This window comes from Pseudomonas cannabina, assembly GCF_900100365.1.
In the GTDB taxonomy this organism is placed as follows: domain Bacteria; phylum Pseudomonadota; class Gammaproteobacteria; order Pseudomonadales; family Pseudomonadaceae; genus Aquipseudomonas; species Aquipseudomonas cannabina.
In genome coordinates, this window is sequence record NZ_FNKU01000001.1 from 1,549,165 (window position 1) to 1,565,058 (window position 15,894).

The 15,894-nt window shown below is 59.4% G+C and carries 14 protein-coding genes and 1 pseudogene; 1 reads left to right on the forward strand and 14 read right to left on the reverse strand.

Translation table 11 applies throughout. From position 1 onward, the window contains the following. Positions 1-22: 22 nt before the first annotated feature. From ehuB to BLT55_RS07375, 11 genes and pseudogenes are all read right to left on the reverse strand, one after another. On the reverse strand, positions 23-895 hold the full coding sequence (gene ehuB / locus BLT55_RS07330) for an ectoine/hydroxyectoine ABC transporter substrate-binding protein EhuB (RefSeq protein WP_054999462.1): 873 nt from the start codon (positions 893-895) through the stop codon (positions 23-25). Positions 896-1,153: 258 nt separating this feature from the next. Beyond that, a complete protein-coding gene (locus tag BLT55_RS34715; protein ID WP_412778948.1) occupies positions 1,154-2,023 on the reverse strand; it encodes an ABC transporter ATP-binding protein in 870 nt (289 codons plus the stop codon). 18 nt (positions 2,024-2,041) lie between these two features. Beyond that, positions 2,042-2,848, reverse strand: a pseudogene (locus BLT55_RS34720) (ABC transporter ATP-binding protein); the annotation flags it as partial. Further along, positions 2,845-3,762, reverse strand: a complete 918-nt coding sequence (locus BLT55_RS07340) for an ABC transporter permease (RefSeq protein WP_054999460.1) — start codon at positions 3,760-3,762, stop codon at positions 2,845-2,847. The gene BLT55_RS07340 and the pseudogene BLT55_RS34720, both read right to left, overlap by 4 nt. A gap of 4 nt (positions 3,763-3,766) precedes the next feature. Continuing rightward, complete coding sequence (locus BLT55_RS07345; RefSeq protein WP_054999459.1) at positions 3,767-4,717, reverse strand: ABC transporter permease; 951 nt, start codon at positions 4,715-4,717, stop codon at positions 3,767-3,769. After that, a complete protein-coding gene (locus BLT55_RS07350; RefSeq protein WP_054999458.1) occupies positions 4,714-6,345 on the reverse strand; it encodes an ABC transporter substrate-binding protein in 1,632 nt (543 codons plus the stop codon). Before BLT55_RS07350 ends, BLT55_RS07345 begins: the two co-directional genes overlap by 4 nt. Before the next feature lie 416 nt (positions 6,346-6,761). Next, positions 6,762-7,418, reverse strand: a complete 657-nt coding sequence (locus tag BLT55_RS07355; RefSeq protein ID WP_054999457.1) for an NAD(P)H-binding protein — start codon at positions 7,416-7,418, stop codon at positions 6,762-6,764. Positions 7,419-7,478: 60 nt separating this feature from the next. Next, positions 7,479-7,865, reverse strand: a complete 387-nt coding sequence (locus BLT55_RS07360) for a nuclear transport factor 2 family protein (RefSeq protein ID WP_054999456.1) — start codon at positions 7,863-7,865, stop codon at positions 7,479-7,481. A 54-nt stretch (positions 7,866-7,919) separates the two neighbouring features. Then, the gene (locus tag BLT55_RS07365; protein WP_054999455.1) at positions 7,920-9,023 is read right to left on the reverse strand and encodes an alkene reductase; all 1,104 of its coding nucleotides are present in this window, start codon (positions 9,021-9,023) and stop codon (positions 7,920-7,922) included. A 57-nt stretch (positions 9,024-9,080) separates the two neighbouring features. Next, positions 9,081-9,662, reverse strand: coding sequence for a TetR/AcrR family transcriptional regulator (locus BLT55_RS07370; protein WP_054999454.1), 582 nt, complete (start codon positions 9,660-9,662; stop codon positions 9,081-9,083). A 123-nt stretch (positions 9,663-9,785) separates the two neighbouring features. Further along, a complete protein-coding gene (locus BLT55_RS07375; protein WP_054999453.1) occupies positions 9,786-10,544 on the reverse strand; it encodes an SDR family NAD(P)-dependent oxidoreductase in 759 nt (252 codons plus the stop codon). 159 nt (positions 10,545-10,703) lie between these two features. On the opposite strand from BLT55_RS07375, the gene BLT55_RS07380 reads away from it, so the two are divergent. Continuing rightward, entirely contained in the window at positions 10,704-11,603 is a 900-nt protein-coding gene (locus BLT55_RS07380) for an AraC family transcriptional regulator (RefSeq protein ID WP_054999470.1), read from the forward strand. A 24-nt stretch (positions 11,604-11,627) separates the two neighbouring features. Here the strand turns inward: BLT55_RS07380 and BLT55_RS07385 are convergent, their stop codons facing one another. The 3 genes from BLT55_RS07385 to BLT55_RS07395 all read right to left on the reverse strand — a co-directional run bounded on the left by BLT55_RS07385 (position 11,628) and on the right by BLT55_RS07395 (position 15,883). Further along, positions 11,628-13,487: an ABC transporter ATP-binding protein gene (locus BLT55_RS07385; RefSeq protein ID WP_007249406.1), complete on the reverse strand. Its 1,860-nt coding sequence runs from the start codon at positions 13,485-13,487 to the stop codon at positions 11,628-11,630. Between the two features lie 403 nt (positions 13,488-13,890). Then, positions 13,891-14,583, reverse strand: coding sequence for a hypothetical protein (locus BLT55_RS07390; protein WP_054999452.1), 693 nt, complete (start codon positions 14,581-14,583; stop codon positions 13,891-13,893). Between the two features lie 385 nt (positions 14,584-14,968). Continuing rightward, the gene (locus tag BLT55_RS07395; RefSeq protein ID WP_054999451.1) at positions 14,969-15,883 is read right to left on the reverse strand and encodes a LysR family transcriptional regulator; all 915 of its coding nucleotides are present in this window, start codon (positions 15,881-15,883) and stop codon (positions 14,969-14,971) included. Between the last annotated feature and the right edge of the window lie 11 nt (positions 15,884-15,894).

The window sequence follows — 15,894 nt, forward strand, 5'->3', positions numbered from 1 at the left end:
GCGCCCTCGCGGGCCGTGCAGGTCACAGGTTGCAGCGTTGTGCTGCGGTAACGGTCGGCTCAGCCAGCTCGTTTTCGGTGTAGCCGTACTTTTCAAGAATCTTCAGCAGTTCGCCCGACGCCCGGAGTCTGGCCAGTTGCTCGTTGAACGCTTGCTCGAAGGCCGGATCGTTTTTCGGCAGGCCGTAGGCGTGGTAATTCCAGCTCGGTTTGCCATTGGCATCCGGGATCTGCTCGAACGGCAAGGCCCGCTCGATATCCGCACTGTTGGCTTTCTTGATCAGGCTGATGACTTCTGCATCCGGGAAATACACCACGTCGACCCGACCGGCCTGCAAGGCGGCCAGCGCCTCGGTGTCCTTGTCGAACAGCACCACATTGCTGTTGGCGATACCGCTGTCTTTGGCTTCCTGAACCTGATTGCTGCCCGGTTGCGTGGCCAGCCGCGCTTTGCCGTGGGTGGCCACGTCTTTGAGGCTATGCAGGTTCAGCGGGTTACCGGCCTTGACGATGAACGCACCGCCGGAGCGCGTTACCGGGTTGGAGAACGAGATGACTTTGCAGCGGTTCGGGTTGATGAACAGACCGGCGCCGATCAGATCGAAACGGCCTGCGGCAAGGCCTGGTACCAGCGAGCCGAAGTCAGTGATAGGTGTCTCGATCTGCGTGATGCCCAGCGGTTCGAGAATCGCCCGCAGTATCTCGACATTGGCGCCTGTGGCCTTGCCGTCGGTGCCGATGTAGGCATACGGCTGCTCGTTGGCGATGCCTGCGGTCAGGCCATCGCTACGACCTTTTTCCAGCAGCCCGGCCAGCGCCGGAAAAGACATGACGGCGTTCAACAGCAACGCCGAACCGAACAGGGCGGGGAAGGACAGGGGGTTGAGACCTTTCATTGCGTGTGCTCGAAGTAAGGGAAAAGGGGCGTCTCGCTGAAGCGGCCTGATCGTGTCGATCAAGCGCCTACATTCGCGTCGTCTTGCCTGCTTCCTGCGTGGCAATGCGTTTTTGCATAGAGCGCAACTCTATAGCTATAAAAAAATAAGTTTAAATATCGATAGGGAATATGCATATGCGTTACCAAATGTTTCCGCAGAACGGGTTCAGCGTGCATAAAGAAGTCGCCCAGCTTTAAGTCGCAATGTTTGCAGTGGTCAGTGTCGCGCGACTGCTTGTGGGTGATTGTTTGCAGAGGCAGGTGTTCCGTGCTGAGCCGCCACCTGCTGCTCAAGGCGACGGCCAGGGATGGCGTCAATCAATTCCTGAGTGTAGGGAGCTGCAGGGCGCTCGAAAACGTCGCTGGCCTGGCCTTGTTCGATGGTCTTGCCCTGCTTGAGCACCAGCACCTGATGAGCGATGCTGGCAACCACCGCCAGATCATGAGAAACTAGGACATAGGCCATTCCGGATTCGGCTTGCAGCTCGACCAGCAGGTCGAGAATCTGCGCCTGTACCGATACGTCCAGCGCCGACACTGGCTCATCGAGCAGCAGCAAATCCGGCTGCAGCGCCAGCGCTCTGGCGATTGCTACGCGCTGGCGCTGTCCGCCTGACAGTTCACGCGGTAGCCGGTCCAGATAGGCCACTGGCAGGTGCACTCGCTCGATGAGCTGGCGGGCGGCCTGTTCCAGTTCCCGGCCTTTCAGCAGGCCGAACGAGACCAGCGGCTCGACGATACTTTCGAATAACGTGAAGCGTGGGTCGAGCGCTGCGAACGGGTTTTGCTGCACCAGCTGAATGCGTCGTCGCAACGGTCTGAACTCGCGCCAACCCAGGTCGGTGACGTCACGCCCTTCAAGCAGCACTCGTCCGGAGGTCGGTTTCTCCAGGCCCAGCGCGATGCGCAGTGCGGTGCTCTTGCCCGAACCGGACTCGCCGACGATGGCCAGGGTCTGACCGGGAAATACTTTGAAATTGACGTCCTGCAACGCGTGTAACTCGGCCTGCTCACCTTTGACGTAAGGCAGTCGGTAGGTCTTGCCGATGTTACTCAGCGTCAGCAGTGGCGTGTCATTGGCCAGCACAGGGCGTGATGCCAGCGAGCTTTTGCGCTGACCGAATGCGGGAGCGGCGGCGATCAACGCACGCGTGTAGGCATGGTCCGGGTTGATAAGAAGCTGCTCGGGCGTGCCTTGTTCGACCAGTTCGCCTTTGTTCATGACCAGCACCCGGTCAGCGCGGTCGGCGGCCACGCCAAGGTCGTGGGTAATGATCAACAAGGAAATGCCGCGCTCGCTGACCAGGCGTTGCAAATGATCGAGGATTTTACGCTGCACGGTGACGTCCAGCGCGCTGGTAGGCTCGTCGGCGATGATCAGGCGTGGATTGCCTGCCAGTGCGATGGCAATCAATACACGCTGGCGCATGCCGCCGGACAGTTCGTGCGGATACTGGCGGGCGCGCAACACAGGTTTGTTCAGACCGACTTGCTGCAACAGCTCCAGCACATCGGCATCGACTGTCGGATAACGTCCGCCACGCGCTTGCAGCAGCGCTTCGGCAATCTGCCGACCGATACGCAAGGTCGGGTTGAGGCCGACCATCGGGTCTTGTGGCACCAGACCGATCAGGCTGCCGCGAACCCGGCGTTTCTCGCGCTCGGAGGCATGGCTCAGATTCTGCCCATCAATATGCAGTTCGCCCTGGGTAATGGTTGCGTGGTCCGGCAGCAGACCGAGGATTGCGTTGGCCATCGTCGACTTGCCGGAACCGGACTCACCGACAATTGCCACGGTTTCGCCTTGCGCAACCTGAAACGAAACGTTGTGCACGGCCTGATTGATCTGGCCGTCGAAACGATAGGCGACGCCCAGGTGCCGGATGTCGATCAGTTGCGGGGCGTCAGTCATCGTTGAACCTCTTCCAGCGTACGGGCGATGTGGTTGAAGCTGAACACCACGGCGACCACGAACAGGCCGGGCAACAGCGAAACCCAGGGAGCAGTCATCAGAAAGTGTCGGCCGTTGGCGATCAACGTGCCCCATTCGGCGGCGGGCGGTTCTGCGCCAAAACCGAGAAAGCTCAGCCCGGCAGTCGCCAGAATGGCCGCACCGAAGTCCAGCGTGGCGAGCACTGCTACCGGGCCCCAGGCGTTGGGCAGAATGTGTCGCAGCAGGGTGCGGGTCCAGCTGGCGCCGCCCAGCCGCGCCGCCTCGACGTAGGGCAGAGTCTTGACCCTCAGCACTTCAGCGCGGGTGGTGCGGGCGAAGCCGGGGATGATGCCCACGCCCACTGCGATGGCCACCGGAAGGGTGCCGAAACCGATGGCCGTGACAATCGCCAGCGCCAGCAGCAAACCGGGGAGGGCCAGCAATACGTCGACAAAGCGCATGATTACAGCGTCTATCCGGCCGCCTGCGAAGCCGGAAATCACTCCCAGGCTAAGGCCGCCCGCCATGGCAATACCTACCGCCAGCAGCGCCGCCTGCACCGACAGGCTGGAGCCATGCACCACGCGAGTATAAAGATCACGGCCCAGTTCGTCGGTGCCAAACCAGTGCACGCTATTGGGCGGAGTGAGCTTGTCGGTGGGTGAGGTGGCGTAAGGCGCGTAGCTGGTCAGCAGGTTGGGCGCCAGCGCGGCCAGCAGCGCAAAGGCCACCAACGCCACGGCGAGCACAAACCCCGGTCGGCGCAGCAGCGGCTTGACTGCTTCGATGACTCTACTGAATCTGCTGCGGCGTCGCCATTGCGCCGCGGATGGGTTTTTAGAGGTGAGAACAGCCTGGGTCAGGCGTGCAAGGCGATCGTCGAAAATGGTCATGGCGTCAGGAGACCTTTGGCGTGTGGGCGATGCGCGGATCCAGCGCGGGGTACAGCAGGTCAACGATCAGATTGACCACAACGAAGGCCGCTGCCGAGACCGCAACGATGGCCAGTACCACCGGAATGTCCTGGCGCAGCACGGCTTCCTGAGCCAGGCGGCCGACCCCGGCGCGGGCAAAGATGGTTTCCACCAGCACGGCCCCGGAAACGGTGTTGCCCACTTGCAGACCGATCAGCGTCAACAGCGGCAGGGCGGCGTTCTTGAACGCATGGCGGGCTTGAACCTGCGCGCGGGTCAGGCCTTTGGCGTAGGCGGTGATGATATAGGGTTCTTTCCACACGCCCTGAAAGCCACGTTGCAGAACCTGGGCGTACACCGCAGCGCTGGGGATCGCCAGCGTGACGGCGGGCAGGATCAGGCTGGCAAAGCCCTGATTGCCGGTTGCCGGGAACCAGCCGAGGCTGAACGCGAACAGCTGAATGAACAGCAGGCCCATCCAGAACACCGGCACCGAGAAGCCCAGCGACGGCAAGCGTGACAGCGCCACTTTCAGCGGCTGCCAGCTTACATAGGCGGTGAGGTACGCCAGACCGATCCCACCGATCAGCGAGAGCACAATGGCCAGACCCGCCAGGCTCAGGGTTTGCGGCAGACGCTCGACCAGCAGTTCCGAGACCGGGCGGTTGAGGGTCAGCGAATTGCCGAAATCGCCGTGAATCGCGCCCCACAGCAGGTTGAAATACTGTTCGAAAACCCCGCGATCCAGCCCGTAATACAATTTGGCCTTGGCCAGATCCTGGGCGGACAGGGAGTCGATCTCGACCCCCGAAGCGCTGAGCATGATCGACAGCGTGTCGCCGGGCAGCAGATACAGAATGAAATAGGTGATGCTGTAGGCACCCCAGAGCACCAGCAGCGCCTGCGCGATCCGGCCGAGGATATAGCGGCTCATGGCGCTGCAAATTCGATGTCGTTGAACAGCGCGAAACCTTCGGCGGTCCAGTGGAAGTTACGCACGTTTTTCGCCGTGGCGGCCTGCCAGACCCGCTCGTAGACCGGAAACGCCGAGCCTTCGTCAATCAGCAGATCCTGCAGGTCGCCATAGGCTTTTGCGCGCTGCTCGCTGCGCGTGGCGGTCAGTCCGGCGTCGAACAGTTCAAGCGCTCTGGGCAGCGTTTCGGGCGCGTAGAGGTTGGTGGCCAGGGTCGAGCTGTTGGCACTGCGCGGGTCGATAATGGTTTGCAGGATGATCGGGTCGGCGCGGGTCATGTAGGTGGAGGTCAGGTCATAGTTACCCGCCGCGTTGGCGGCGGCCCATTCTGCGGTGGTCACGACATTGAGTTTGAGTTCGATACCGACCTTGCGCAGTTGATCCTGAATCAATACGTCGCCAGCGGTTTCAGCGGGCGACAGGTTATAGGCCAGCTTCAGACGTTTGCCGTCCTTGTAACGATAGCCGTCGGCGTTTTTCTGCCAGCCGGCTTCGTCCAGCAGGCGCCCGGCACCTTGAGGATCGTAGGCCAGTTTGTCGGCCTGGCTTTTGTAGAACGGAGTGGTGATGTCGTAAATGCCTGTGACCACCGGAAATTGCGGGTTGTAGACGGTGGCCGCATAGGTTTTGCGGTCGATGGCCTTTTGCAGCGCCAGGCGCACGTTACGATCGGCCAGAATCCGATTGCCGCGAGTGTTGGGGTACATGTTCAGGGCCGGCCCTGGCAGTGAACGGCTCTGGATGGTCGCGCCTTTGGACGTGAACAGGTTGAGGTCCACCTCGGAAAACGGATTGCGAGGCCAGAGGATATCGACCTGGCCCTGCACGAACTGGCCGTTGCGCACGCTCTCTTCGGGAACGTAACTGACCTCGACCGCATCCAGATGCGCCTCGCCCTTGTTTTGCGCATTGGCCGATGGCCACGCATAGCCTTTGCGCTTGGTCAGGCGCAGACCGCTTTCCGGCGTGTAGCGTTCCAGCACAAACGGCCCGGTGCCGATGATCGCGCCCAATGAGCGTTGTTTGACGCTGAGCGCGTAGGATTCCGGAGCGAGAATGGCGAGGTTGGTGGTGGAGGTGGCTTGCAGGAATCCGGCATTGGGTTTGGCCAGTACCAGCTTGACGGTGAAGTCATCCAGCACTTGAGCGTGGTCATAGCCCTTCAGATAAGTCGCGCCAAAGGTGGCGGGCAACTGGTCGGCGAACGCCTTGTTGGTGTCATAGGCGGTTTTCACCGCCTGCGCATCGAAACGCGTGCCGTTGCTGAAGGTTACGTCCTTGCGCAGATGAAAGGTGTACGCCAGCGCATCGTCACTGACCTCCCAGCGTTCAGCCAGCCACGGAATGATCTTGCCGGTCTGCGGGTCCTGATCGGTAAGGGACTCGGCGACATTGCGCAGTACCACCCGGTGCTCTAGCCAGTAGACCTGGAACGGATCAAGGCTGACCAGCGTGGTGTTGTCTCTGAAAAACGCGACCTTGAGCGTCTTGCCAGGCTGACTGTCCTGGCCCGAAGGTGAGCAGCCGAGCAGAACGACGGCGCTGATGGCGGTGAGCAGCAAGCGCGATAGCAGAGGGCGACCAGTCATCGCACTGCCCTCCGGTGTGCGAGTCGGTCCGGTGATGGCAAAGGGTGAGTGCGATACATGGAAAAATCCTCTTAAAATCGAGCGCAGCGCTCCAGCTGGTTTTAAGAACCTATTCTTATGATGTGAGGCTGTAGAAGTCTTTTTTCTTCTAAGCTAATATAGAATTTTATGAATACTTGGGTAAAGTATTATTATTTTTTAGCATTTATCGATCGGCGGCGGAGATTTGCGAGAGAACATCATGCTGGCGAGCAGACGCGAAGATTCCTGTATTTTGCCCTCAGGTCTTGTTGCGTACGGTTTCGAAGGCCGATGCTGCGTCCTATAATCCGCGCTTCAAGGACTGCCCGACGCAATGCCTTTTTGGTGAAGAATTATCAGAGGCGGTGAGCTCGTTTAGTCATTGCTGATCCGCATCAGCGCTGGCTGAATGCTTTTACCGCCTGTTCGACAGGTGTGGGGCCTTCGGTAACCTCGATGATCTGTCGGGATACTTCAGGCTGATCGACCAGTGCCGCCAGAAAAGCCGCTACGTCATCGCGCGCGATGTCGCCGTAAGGAATGGCCAGGCCTGCGCGAATCTTGCCCGAACCCGCGCGATCGACCAGGGTGCCCGGCCTTATGATGACCCAGTCCAGGGCGGACGATGCCAGGCATACATCGGCGTTTTTCTTCACTTGCATGTAATTCTCGAAGCCCGCGGAGGTGTCTTTACCGCGTGCGGCTTCGGGAAATGCCGACACCAACAGAAAACGCCGCACGCCGGCGAGTTCAGCGGCTGCAACTGAAGTTTTCAGCCCTTCGCCGTCAATGGCGTTGGTCAGCTCAATGCCTGCGCCCCCGGCTCCGGCGGTGAAAATCACCACGTCGCTGTCCGCCATTGCGCAGGCCAACGCAGGTGCATCCATCTCGACAAGGTTTCCGAGCAAGGGCAGGGCGCCGGTCGCTTTGATCAGCGCCGACTGTTGTTCCTTGCGGTGCAAGGCGATTACTTCATGACCGTTGTCACCAAGGTTTTTTATGAGGCGCAAACCAACCTTGCCTGCGGCCCCGATGACAAAAACTCTGGACATCAGATATTCCTCTGTTAACGGGGTGCCGGCACTCTTTGGTGTCGGCACGCTCTTGTCGAATCAACCTTCGAACTGGTGGTAAACCCTGGCAATCACTTTCCAGTTGCCATCGATTTTGATCAGCGTCAGGTAGTCATTGTAATCAGCACCAATCGCGTCTTTTTCCATGTCAATGCGAACCACGGCGGTGGTTGGGGTGATAGCGAGTATGTCCAGGCGCGTGGTGATATCAGGCGCAGTGCCGTTGGTTTCGACAAACGTGTACAGGTTGCTGATCGGCCCGCCCAGCAATTGACCGTTGGTGAAGCCATACATCACCGCATCCTTATGGAAAGCTTCTTCGATAGTGGCGACGCTACCGATACGCAAGCCCTCTACGTATTTGCTGGCGGTGGCGATGACAGCGTTGTAATCACTGGTGGGTACGGCTTTGATGTTTTTGCTCATAAGGTGGTACTCCTGGGTTGGGAACAGCTAAAAGAGCAGGGGGTCACGCCGCTTTCAATACGTCCCGAGCGGCCAGTCGGTGTAGCCTTTGGCACCGCCGCCGTAGTACGACTCACGAGGGGCGATGGTCAGTTCGGCCCCATGAAACAGGCGAGCGACGAGGTCGGGGTTGGAGATGAACAGGCGGCCGAAGGCGACTGCGTCGATCTTGCCCTGCGCCCGACGCTCGATCGCCATTTCAAGGTCGTAGTTATTGTTGCCAATGAACGGGCCGTTGAACTGAGCGCTCAAGGCATCCATGTCGACCCCTTCCGGGACTTCGCGGGACGTAGCCGTTGCGCCTTCGACAAAGTGCAGATACGCAAGATTGAACGTGTTCAACCGCTGGATCAGGTAACCATGCAGGCCCATTACGTTGCTGTCCGGCGCGGTGTTGCCGGCATCGGGCGTCACCGGCGACAAGCGAATGCCGACCCGGTCGCTACCCCAGATGTCCACGATGGCCTGAGTCACTTCCAGCGTCAGGCGAGCGCGGTTTTCTATCGAACCGCCGTATTGGTCGGTGCGCTGATTGGTGGAGTCGCGCAGAAACTGATCAAGCAGATAGCTGTTGGCCGAGTGCACTTCGACGCCATCAAAGCCGGCCCGTTTGGCGTTTTCGGCTGCGTGCCGGTACTGCTCGATGATGTCGGGAATCTCATCGGTTTCTAGCGCGCGCGGCATGGAAACGGGCACAAAACCGTCGACGGTATACGTGTTGCCTTCGGCCTGGATGGCGGAGGGCGCGACCGGGGCTTCACCAGCGGGTTGCAGGTCGACACTGGAGAACCGGCCGACGTGCCAGAGCTGGCTGACGATCTTGCCACCGGCGGCATGCACCGCGTCGGTGACTTTCCGCCAGCCCGCGACCTGCTCTTCATTCCAGATCCCGGGCGTTGCAGCGTAGCCTCGGCCTTGAGCGGAAATGTTGGTCGCCTCGGCCACGATCATTCCTGCTGTCGCACGTTGCGCATAGTAGGTCGCGTGCAGGTCGTTTGGCACACCGTCCTCGGCATAACGGCTACGTGTCACAGGCGCCATCACAATCCGGTTCGCCAAATCTATTGAGCCCATCCGCACGGGAGAGAAAAGATCGGTGGTTTTACTCAAATCATTCATAAGTAATGTCTCGAAGTAGACCGGTCGTCTACTAGAAATGGTTAAAAAAAGCACCCGCTACTTGAGCAGGCGCTTGGTCATGTTCAGAGCTTTATCGAAGGACTCGGTGGACTTGTTGACCTTTACCAGCAGGGAGGCGCCAAGCCAGAGTTGATAAAGCGATTCTGCGAAACCCTGATGATCGTCTTCGGGATGAATGCTGCCGTCGGATGCACCCATTTCTACACATGCGGTGATGCGCTTGATGATTTGTGCAGTGCCGACTCCCAGCACGCGACGCATGTCCTCTGACAGATCGCACACTTCAGCACCCAGTTTGACGACCAGGCACTTACCTTCGGGAAGGTCGGTGCCTTGGGTTTCTGACCAGTACATGAAATAGGCCAGTAATCGCTCCGCACCTGTACCGGGGCGTGCCATAAGAGCGTCAACCCGGCCCAGGTACTCGGAAAAATACTCTTCCAGCAGCGCCTGACCAAATTCTTCCTTCGATTTGAAATAATAGTAGAACGAACCTTTGGGTACGCCCGCGGTGCTCAATACTTCTGCGAGACCGACAGCGGTGTACCCTTTGTTCGTCATCAGCGACCTGGCAACATCGATGATGTGCTGGCGCATGTCGTGGGCTGGTTTCTTCATAATGGCGAGCAGACTACTCGCAAACCGACCGGTCGTCTAGTAGGTGCTTGCCTTGATCTTTCAACCGCTAGCGAAAGGTGTTCGGGTGAAAATGGATATTCCGCGTGGCAACCGAAGCTGCCCTTAGAGCAATTGCCCGCCGGAAATGTCGAACGTGGTGCCGTTAGCCCAGGCCATGTCATCGGACAGAATGGCCGCAACCGCGCCGCCTATATCATCCGGCAGACCGACACGGCCCAACGCGATGCCTTGTGCCACATAGGCGTTCACGTCTTTATTGTCGCGCACTGCACCGCCGCCAAAATCGGTTGCGATGGCGCCCGGGGCAATCGCATTCACCCGAATATGGCGCGAGCCGAGTTCTACGGCCATGTAACGGGTCAGCACTTCGAGCGCGGCTTTGACCGCCGCATAGAGGCTGTAGCCGGGCAGGGTGAAGCGCACGAAACCGGAGGAAACATTGAGGATACGGCCGCCGTCTTGCATGAGCGGCAACAGTTTTTGCGTGAGGAAAACCGGGCCGCGAAGGTGCGTGGCGACCAGTGAGGCAAACTGTTCTTCGGTTGCGTCGACGAAGTTTGCGAAGAGACCATTGCCGGCGTTGTTGACGAGAAAGTCGAAACGCTCGCGGTTGAAGTCGGTTTTCAGCGTGTTGATTACTGCGTTTGAAAACGCTGGATAAGTGGCGGTATCGGTCATGTCGAGCGGCAGCATCGACACCTTGCCGCCTTGCGCCTCGATTTCCTGCTTCAGCGATTCGGCCTCGGCCACGCCGCTGCGATAAGTACCGATGATGTGTACACCGCGTTTGGCGAGATGAAGGGCCATGTTGCGGCCGAGGCCACGGCTGGCGCCGGTGATAAGTGCGATTTGCTGGGTCATGGGTTTATCTCTGCTGGGTTTGGGCGCGCCTGTCGGCGCTTTCCTGACCCGCTCAAGATAGGCAACAAGGGGTTTGTAACCCACGCCCGATACGCTCAATTGATTGCCTGATTGTCTCAACCCGCTTGAGCTGTGGCGGGGCGCATGCATAATCGCGGCATGAACAATGACCTCGCGCCGCATCTCGCTATCGCCCTGCGCCATGCGCCACCGGGCCTGACCGCTACGCCAATCCCACGGGTGGATATCTGCGTCGGCCAGGGCTTTACGGAAAAGGCACCGTGCCTGTATCGCTCGATGATCTGTTTCATCCTGCAAGGGTCGAAGCGCATCGCGATCAATGAGAATCTTCTGAGCTACGACAGTGAGCATTACCTGATCAGCGCCCTGGACCTGCCTTTGAGTGGGCAGATTCTGGATGCAGAAGGCGGGCAGCCTTATGTGGCGGTCTCAGTGGTGCTGAACCCGGCCCTGTTGGCGGAGTTGGCGGCGAGCATGCCGGCGATTCACGAGAGCACACAGAAAGGCATCGGTATTACGATAAACCCGATGTCCGCGCCGCTGCGAGACACGCTGCTACGCTTATTGTCACTACTCGACACACCTGACGATATCCCGGTTCTGGCGCCCATGGTTGAACGGGAATTGCTCTATCGTCTCCTGCAGGGGCCTCAAGGACGGCTGCTGCGGCAGATTGCACAACCCGAAGGCGCGCTGAGCAGCATCCGCCGCGCCGTTGCCTGTATTCGAGACAATTACAACGTCCGGCTGCGCATCGATGCATTGTGCGATGCCAGTGGCATGAGCCGCGCCAGCCTGCATCGCCATTTTCTGTCGATGACCGGCCTTAGTCCTGTGCAGTATCAGAAACAACTCAGATTGCAGGAAGCTCGCCAGCTTTTGCTGGCTGGCGAGCATCGCGCATCTGACGTGGCATTCGCGGTCGGCTATGAAAGCGCATCACAGTTCAGCCGCGAATACCTGAGGCAATTCGGCGCATCGCCTGCCCGCGACGTGCGTGAAATACGGCAGGCGATTGCTGCTTCGGCACGGACGTAAACAGCCGTAGCGGGCCGCTCACGCTCATGCCTGGTCCGCCGACTCGGCCACGCCTTGATCCTCGCCCAGGAACCCGCCGCTCTGGTGATGCCACAGCCGCGCATAAACACCGTTCTTCGCGAGCAGTTCGGCATGCGTGCCTTGCTCGATGATGCGCCCGTCATCCATGACAATGAGCCGGTCCATGGCCGCAATCGTGGACAAGCGGTGGGCGATGGCGATCACGGTCTTGCCTTGCATCATTTCATCGAGGCTTTCCTGAATGGCCACTTCGACTTCCGAGTCGAGCGCGCTGGTGGCCTCGTCAAGCAGCAGGATCGGAGCGTTTTTCAGCATCACCCTGGCAATCGCGACACGTTGACGCTGGCCGCCCGAAAGCTTGATGCCGCGCTCACCCACCAGGGTGTCGTAGCCGCTGTGGCCTTGTTTGTCGCTCAACTGGCTGATGAAGCCATCAGCCTGCGCATTGGCGGCGGCACGGCGGATTTGTTCGTCGGTCGCATCGGGTCGGCCATAGGCGATGTTGTCGCGAATGGACCGGTGCAGCAGAGACGTGTCCTGAGTGACCATGCCGATGGCGCTGCGCAAGCTGTCCTGAGTGACATGCGCGATGTTTTGCCCATCGATGCGAATCTCGCCTTCATCCACGTCGTAGAAGCGCAGCAGCAGGTTGATCAGCGTGGATTTCCCGGCGCCCGAGCGGCCCACCAGGCCGATTTTCTCGCCCGCACGAATGTTCAGGCTCAGGCCCTCGAGTACCTGACGTTCGCCGTTGTAGTTGAAGCCCACATTGTCGAAGGTCACCGCGCCACCCACCGTCTTCAGGACAGTCGCGTCAGGCGCATCCTGCACCTTGGGGCCGCGGGTCAGCGTGGCCATGCCGTCCTGCACGGTGCCAATGTTCTCGAACAAAGAGGTCATCTGCCACATGATCCAGTGCGACATGCCATTGATGCGCAACGCCATGGCAGTAATTGCCGCCACAGCACCTGTACCGATCTGACCTTGATGCCACAGCCACAGGGCGTAACCGCCAGCGGCCATGATCAGCGCGACCACTAATGCCTGATTGACGATCTCGAACTGGCTGACCAGACGCATCTGGCGCAAGCCGGTCTGCTTGAAATCCTCCATCGCTGCGCGTGCGAAATGCGCTTCACGCTTCGAGTGGGAGAACAGCTTCACCGTGGTGATGTTGGTGTAGGCATCCGAAATACGCCCGGTCATCGAGGAGCGCGCATTGGCCTGCTCCTGGCCGACCTTGCCCAGCCGCGGCACGAAGTACAGCATGGCCAGCCCGAACAAGATGATCCAGGCAATGAATGGCAGCATCAGTTTCAGGTCGAAGGCGCCGGCCAGTGCGATGATCGCGACAAAATAAACGCCGATCCCCGGTGCGATCTCGATAAGGGTGAACAGCACATCGCGCACCGACAGCGCAGTCTGCATCACCTTGGTGGTGACCCGGCCGGAGAATTCGTCGGAAAAGAACGAAAGACTTTGCCGCAGCATCAGGCGATGGAAGTCCCAGCGCAGCCGTAGCGGCAGGTTGATCGCCAACACCTGATGCTGAACCATCGTGCGCAACGCCACCAGCGCAATACTGGCCAGCAATATGATGCTGATGCTCCACAGCACACGACTTTCCTGCAAAGCCCCATCGCCGCCGGCCTGCCAGGTCGAAAGCAGGTCCACGACCTGCCCGAGGAAAGAAAACAGCCAGGCCTCGTAAAGCGATACACCAGCACTGAGCAGCGCCAGTGCAAGGATGTAGCCGCGAGCGCCCCGCGTACAGGCCCAGAGAAACCGCGCCAGGCCATCAGGCGGTGGCGGTACTTCGTCAGGCGGAAAGGGGTCAAGCCATTTTTCAAATGCGCGAAGCATGGTGATCTCCAAAACGAACCCGTGAAGATTCGGGTATTAAAAGCCGATGTGCAACCTGTCGAGACGCTGCTTGCCCGTGCACTTGGGGTTGAACTTGCGGGTCAGTGATCGTCGGCAACTCTGCGCAGGATGTCCCACGGTGCCATTACCTGTGTCACTGCGGACAAAGGGTGAGTTCAATCGCTTATCTGGATGGCAGTGTCGCATCCAACAGGCTGTCGGTGACTCGACCTTACGCTGGCTTGGGGATGTTGCATTGTTTGCGGGACAGAGAGTGACTGTTTATGCATTGGGCTAACTGCTCGCAGCCATTTCGCTGACCATCGGCCCTGCTATTTGTGCAAAACACGGTCGCCAGCCGGGCGACCGCGATGGCGTTATCGGGTCACCGGCCGATCAGTCATCAGGCAATGCTGTAAGCGTTGAAAGCCTTGCCCTGTTGCAAAGCGGTGATGATGTTTTTACGGGTCACCGGCAGTTCGCTGCCTTCATTGTCGACGAAGTTGGTTTCTTGCAGTTCGGCTTCATCACCTTCACCGACGAAGGTAAACCCGAGAAACTCCAAGGCTTCGCGGTCGACGTTAAGGTTGGAGCGCGGGGTGCGCGATGGCAGGCTGACACTTTGGCCGTCCTTGCTGATGGTGTAGACCTCGGCTTCCTTTTTGGCACGCGCTGTCTTGCTCTTCGCGGTAGACGGATTGCTGATCGCCTGATGCGTCTGGTTCAGCACCTTGAGCGCCAGGCCGTAGACCAATTCCTGAAACGCCGGGTCGTTCTTGTAGCTGGACAGAATCCGGCTGATCGGGAACTGCGTGCCAAGATCGGCCAGCGCCGCGCTGTCTGCCGCTTCGGCATCCTTGAGGCGCTTCAACTGGCCCATCAGTTCGTAGGCATTGTCATCATCGTGCTCATCCTGCGCCAAGCGAATGGCGGCACGCAGCTCGCGGATTTCTTCGCTTTCCTTGGCGGTCTGGAACGCATCAAGCACCATCTCGCTGATGGTCTTGGCCTGCGGCACATGCTGCGAAAGACCAATGGCGCTTTCATATTCCAGCTTGGAGGAGGACAGGGCTTCGTTGGTCTGGGAGTCAGGCATTGAATTTCACTATTCAGATTTGAGACATTTCAGATTTGAGGCGCGAAACGCTCAGGGCGTTTCGGGGGGGGCGTAATTTAGTGGAGCGACGCGAGGATGTCACGGACCATTAGCGGGGAGGTCTGGCTTGACTCCTTTAGCCACTGGCGGCAATTGGCTTGATCTGGATCACGCAATTGCCCGCTTTGTTTGTCCTTGAGCCAAGGGCCTGAGCGAGGCGGCTTGCTCTTTGGGTGTGATGTTCGCTAAATCCAGTAAATTGTGGCTAAACGAGCAAAAGCGCAGTAAGACACAAAATATGGGAATTAAGCAGCTTGAACGATGCCATTGGGCCACGCTGGTCTCCAATCCCGGCCTGACCGGTCGCCTGTTGATCGTGCGAAACCTACAAACTGTCCGGATCCCCAAAAAACATCTGAATCCGCGACCTCAACCACCGCTCCCCCGGATCATTATCCTGCGCGCCCCTCCAGGCCATGTGCAGTTCAAACGTACGCGTCTCAATCGGCAGGTCTTCAGCTCGAACACCTCCCGCCGCCGTCAGCACCTGCGCAGCGTAATCCGGCACGGTGGCGATGATGTCGGTGCCGGTCAGCAGCGTTGCCAGGCCGTTGAACTGCGGGACGGCGAGGACGACGTGGCGTTTGCGTTCCAGTTTTTCCAGGTGTTCGTCGATAAAACCGCTCAGGTCGCCGGCGAATGACACCAGGGCATGGGGGCGGGCGCAGAAGTCGTCGAGGCTCAAGGGGCCGGGAATCGAGTCAGCGCGCAGGAGTTGAGGCTTGCTGCGGCGCAAGACCTTGCGTTTGGCGTTGGCGGGCAGGTCTTGGGTGTAGCTGACGCCGACCGAAATTTCGCCCGAGGCCAGCAGCGGCGGCATCAGGATGTAGTTGACCCGCCTGACCACCAGTACAATTCCCGGTGCTTCGGAACGCAGGCGCTTGAGCAGGGTGGGCAGCAGCGCGAATTCGACATCGTCGGACAGGCCGATGCGGAATACCGAGGTGCTGGTGGCCGGGTCAAACTCCGAAGCACGGCTGACGGCGGTCGAGATGGAGTCCAGTGCCGGGGAGAGCAGACCGAAGATTTCCGTCGCGCGGGCAGTTGGCTCCATGCTGCGTCCGGTGCGCACGAACAGGGGGTCATCGAAAAGACTGCGCAGGCGCGAAAGCGCGGCGCTGATTGCCGGTTGGCCGAGGAACAGTTTTTCCGCCGCGCGTGTCACGCTTTTTTCATGCATCAGGGTTTCGAAAACGATGAGCAGATTGAGGTCGACACGACGCAGGTCGTTACGGTTCATACAGAATATCT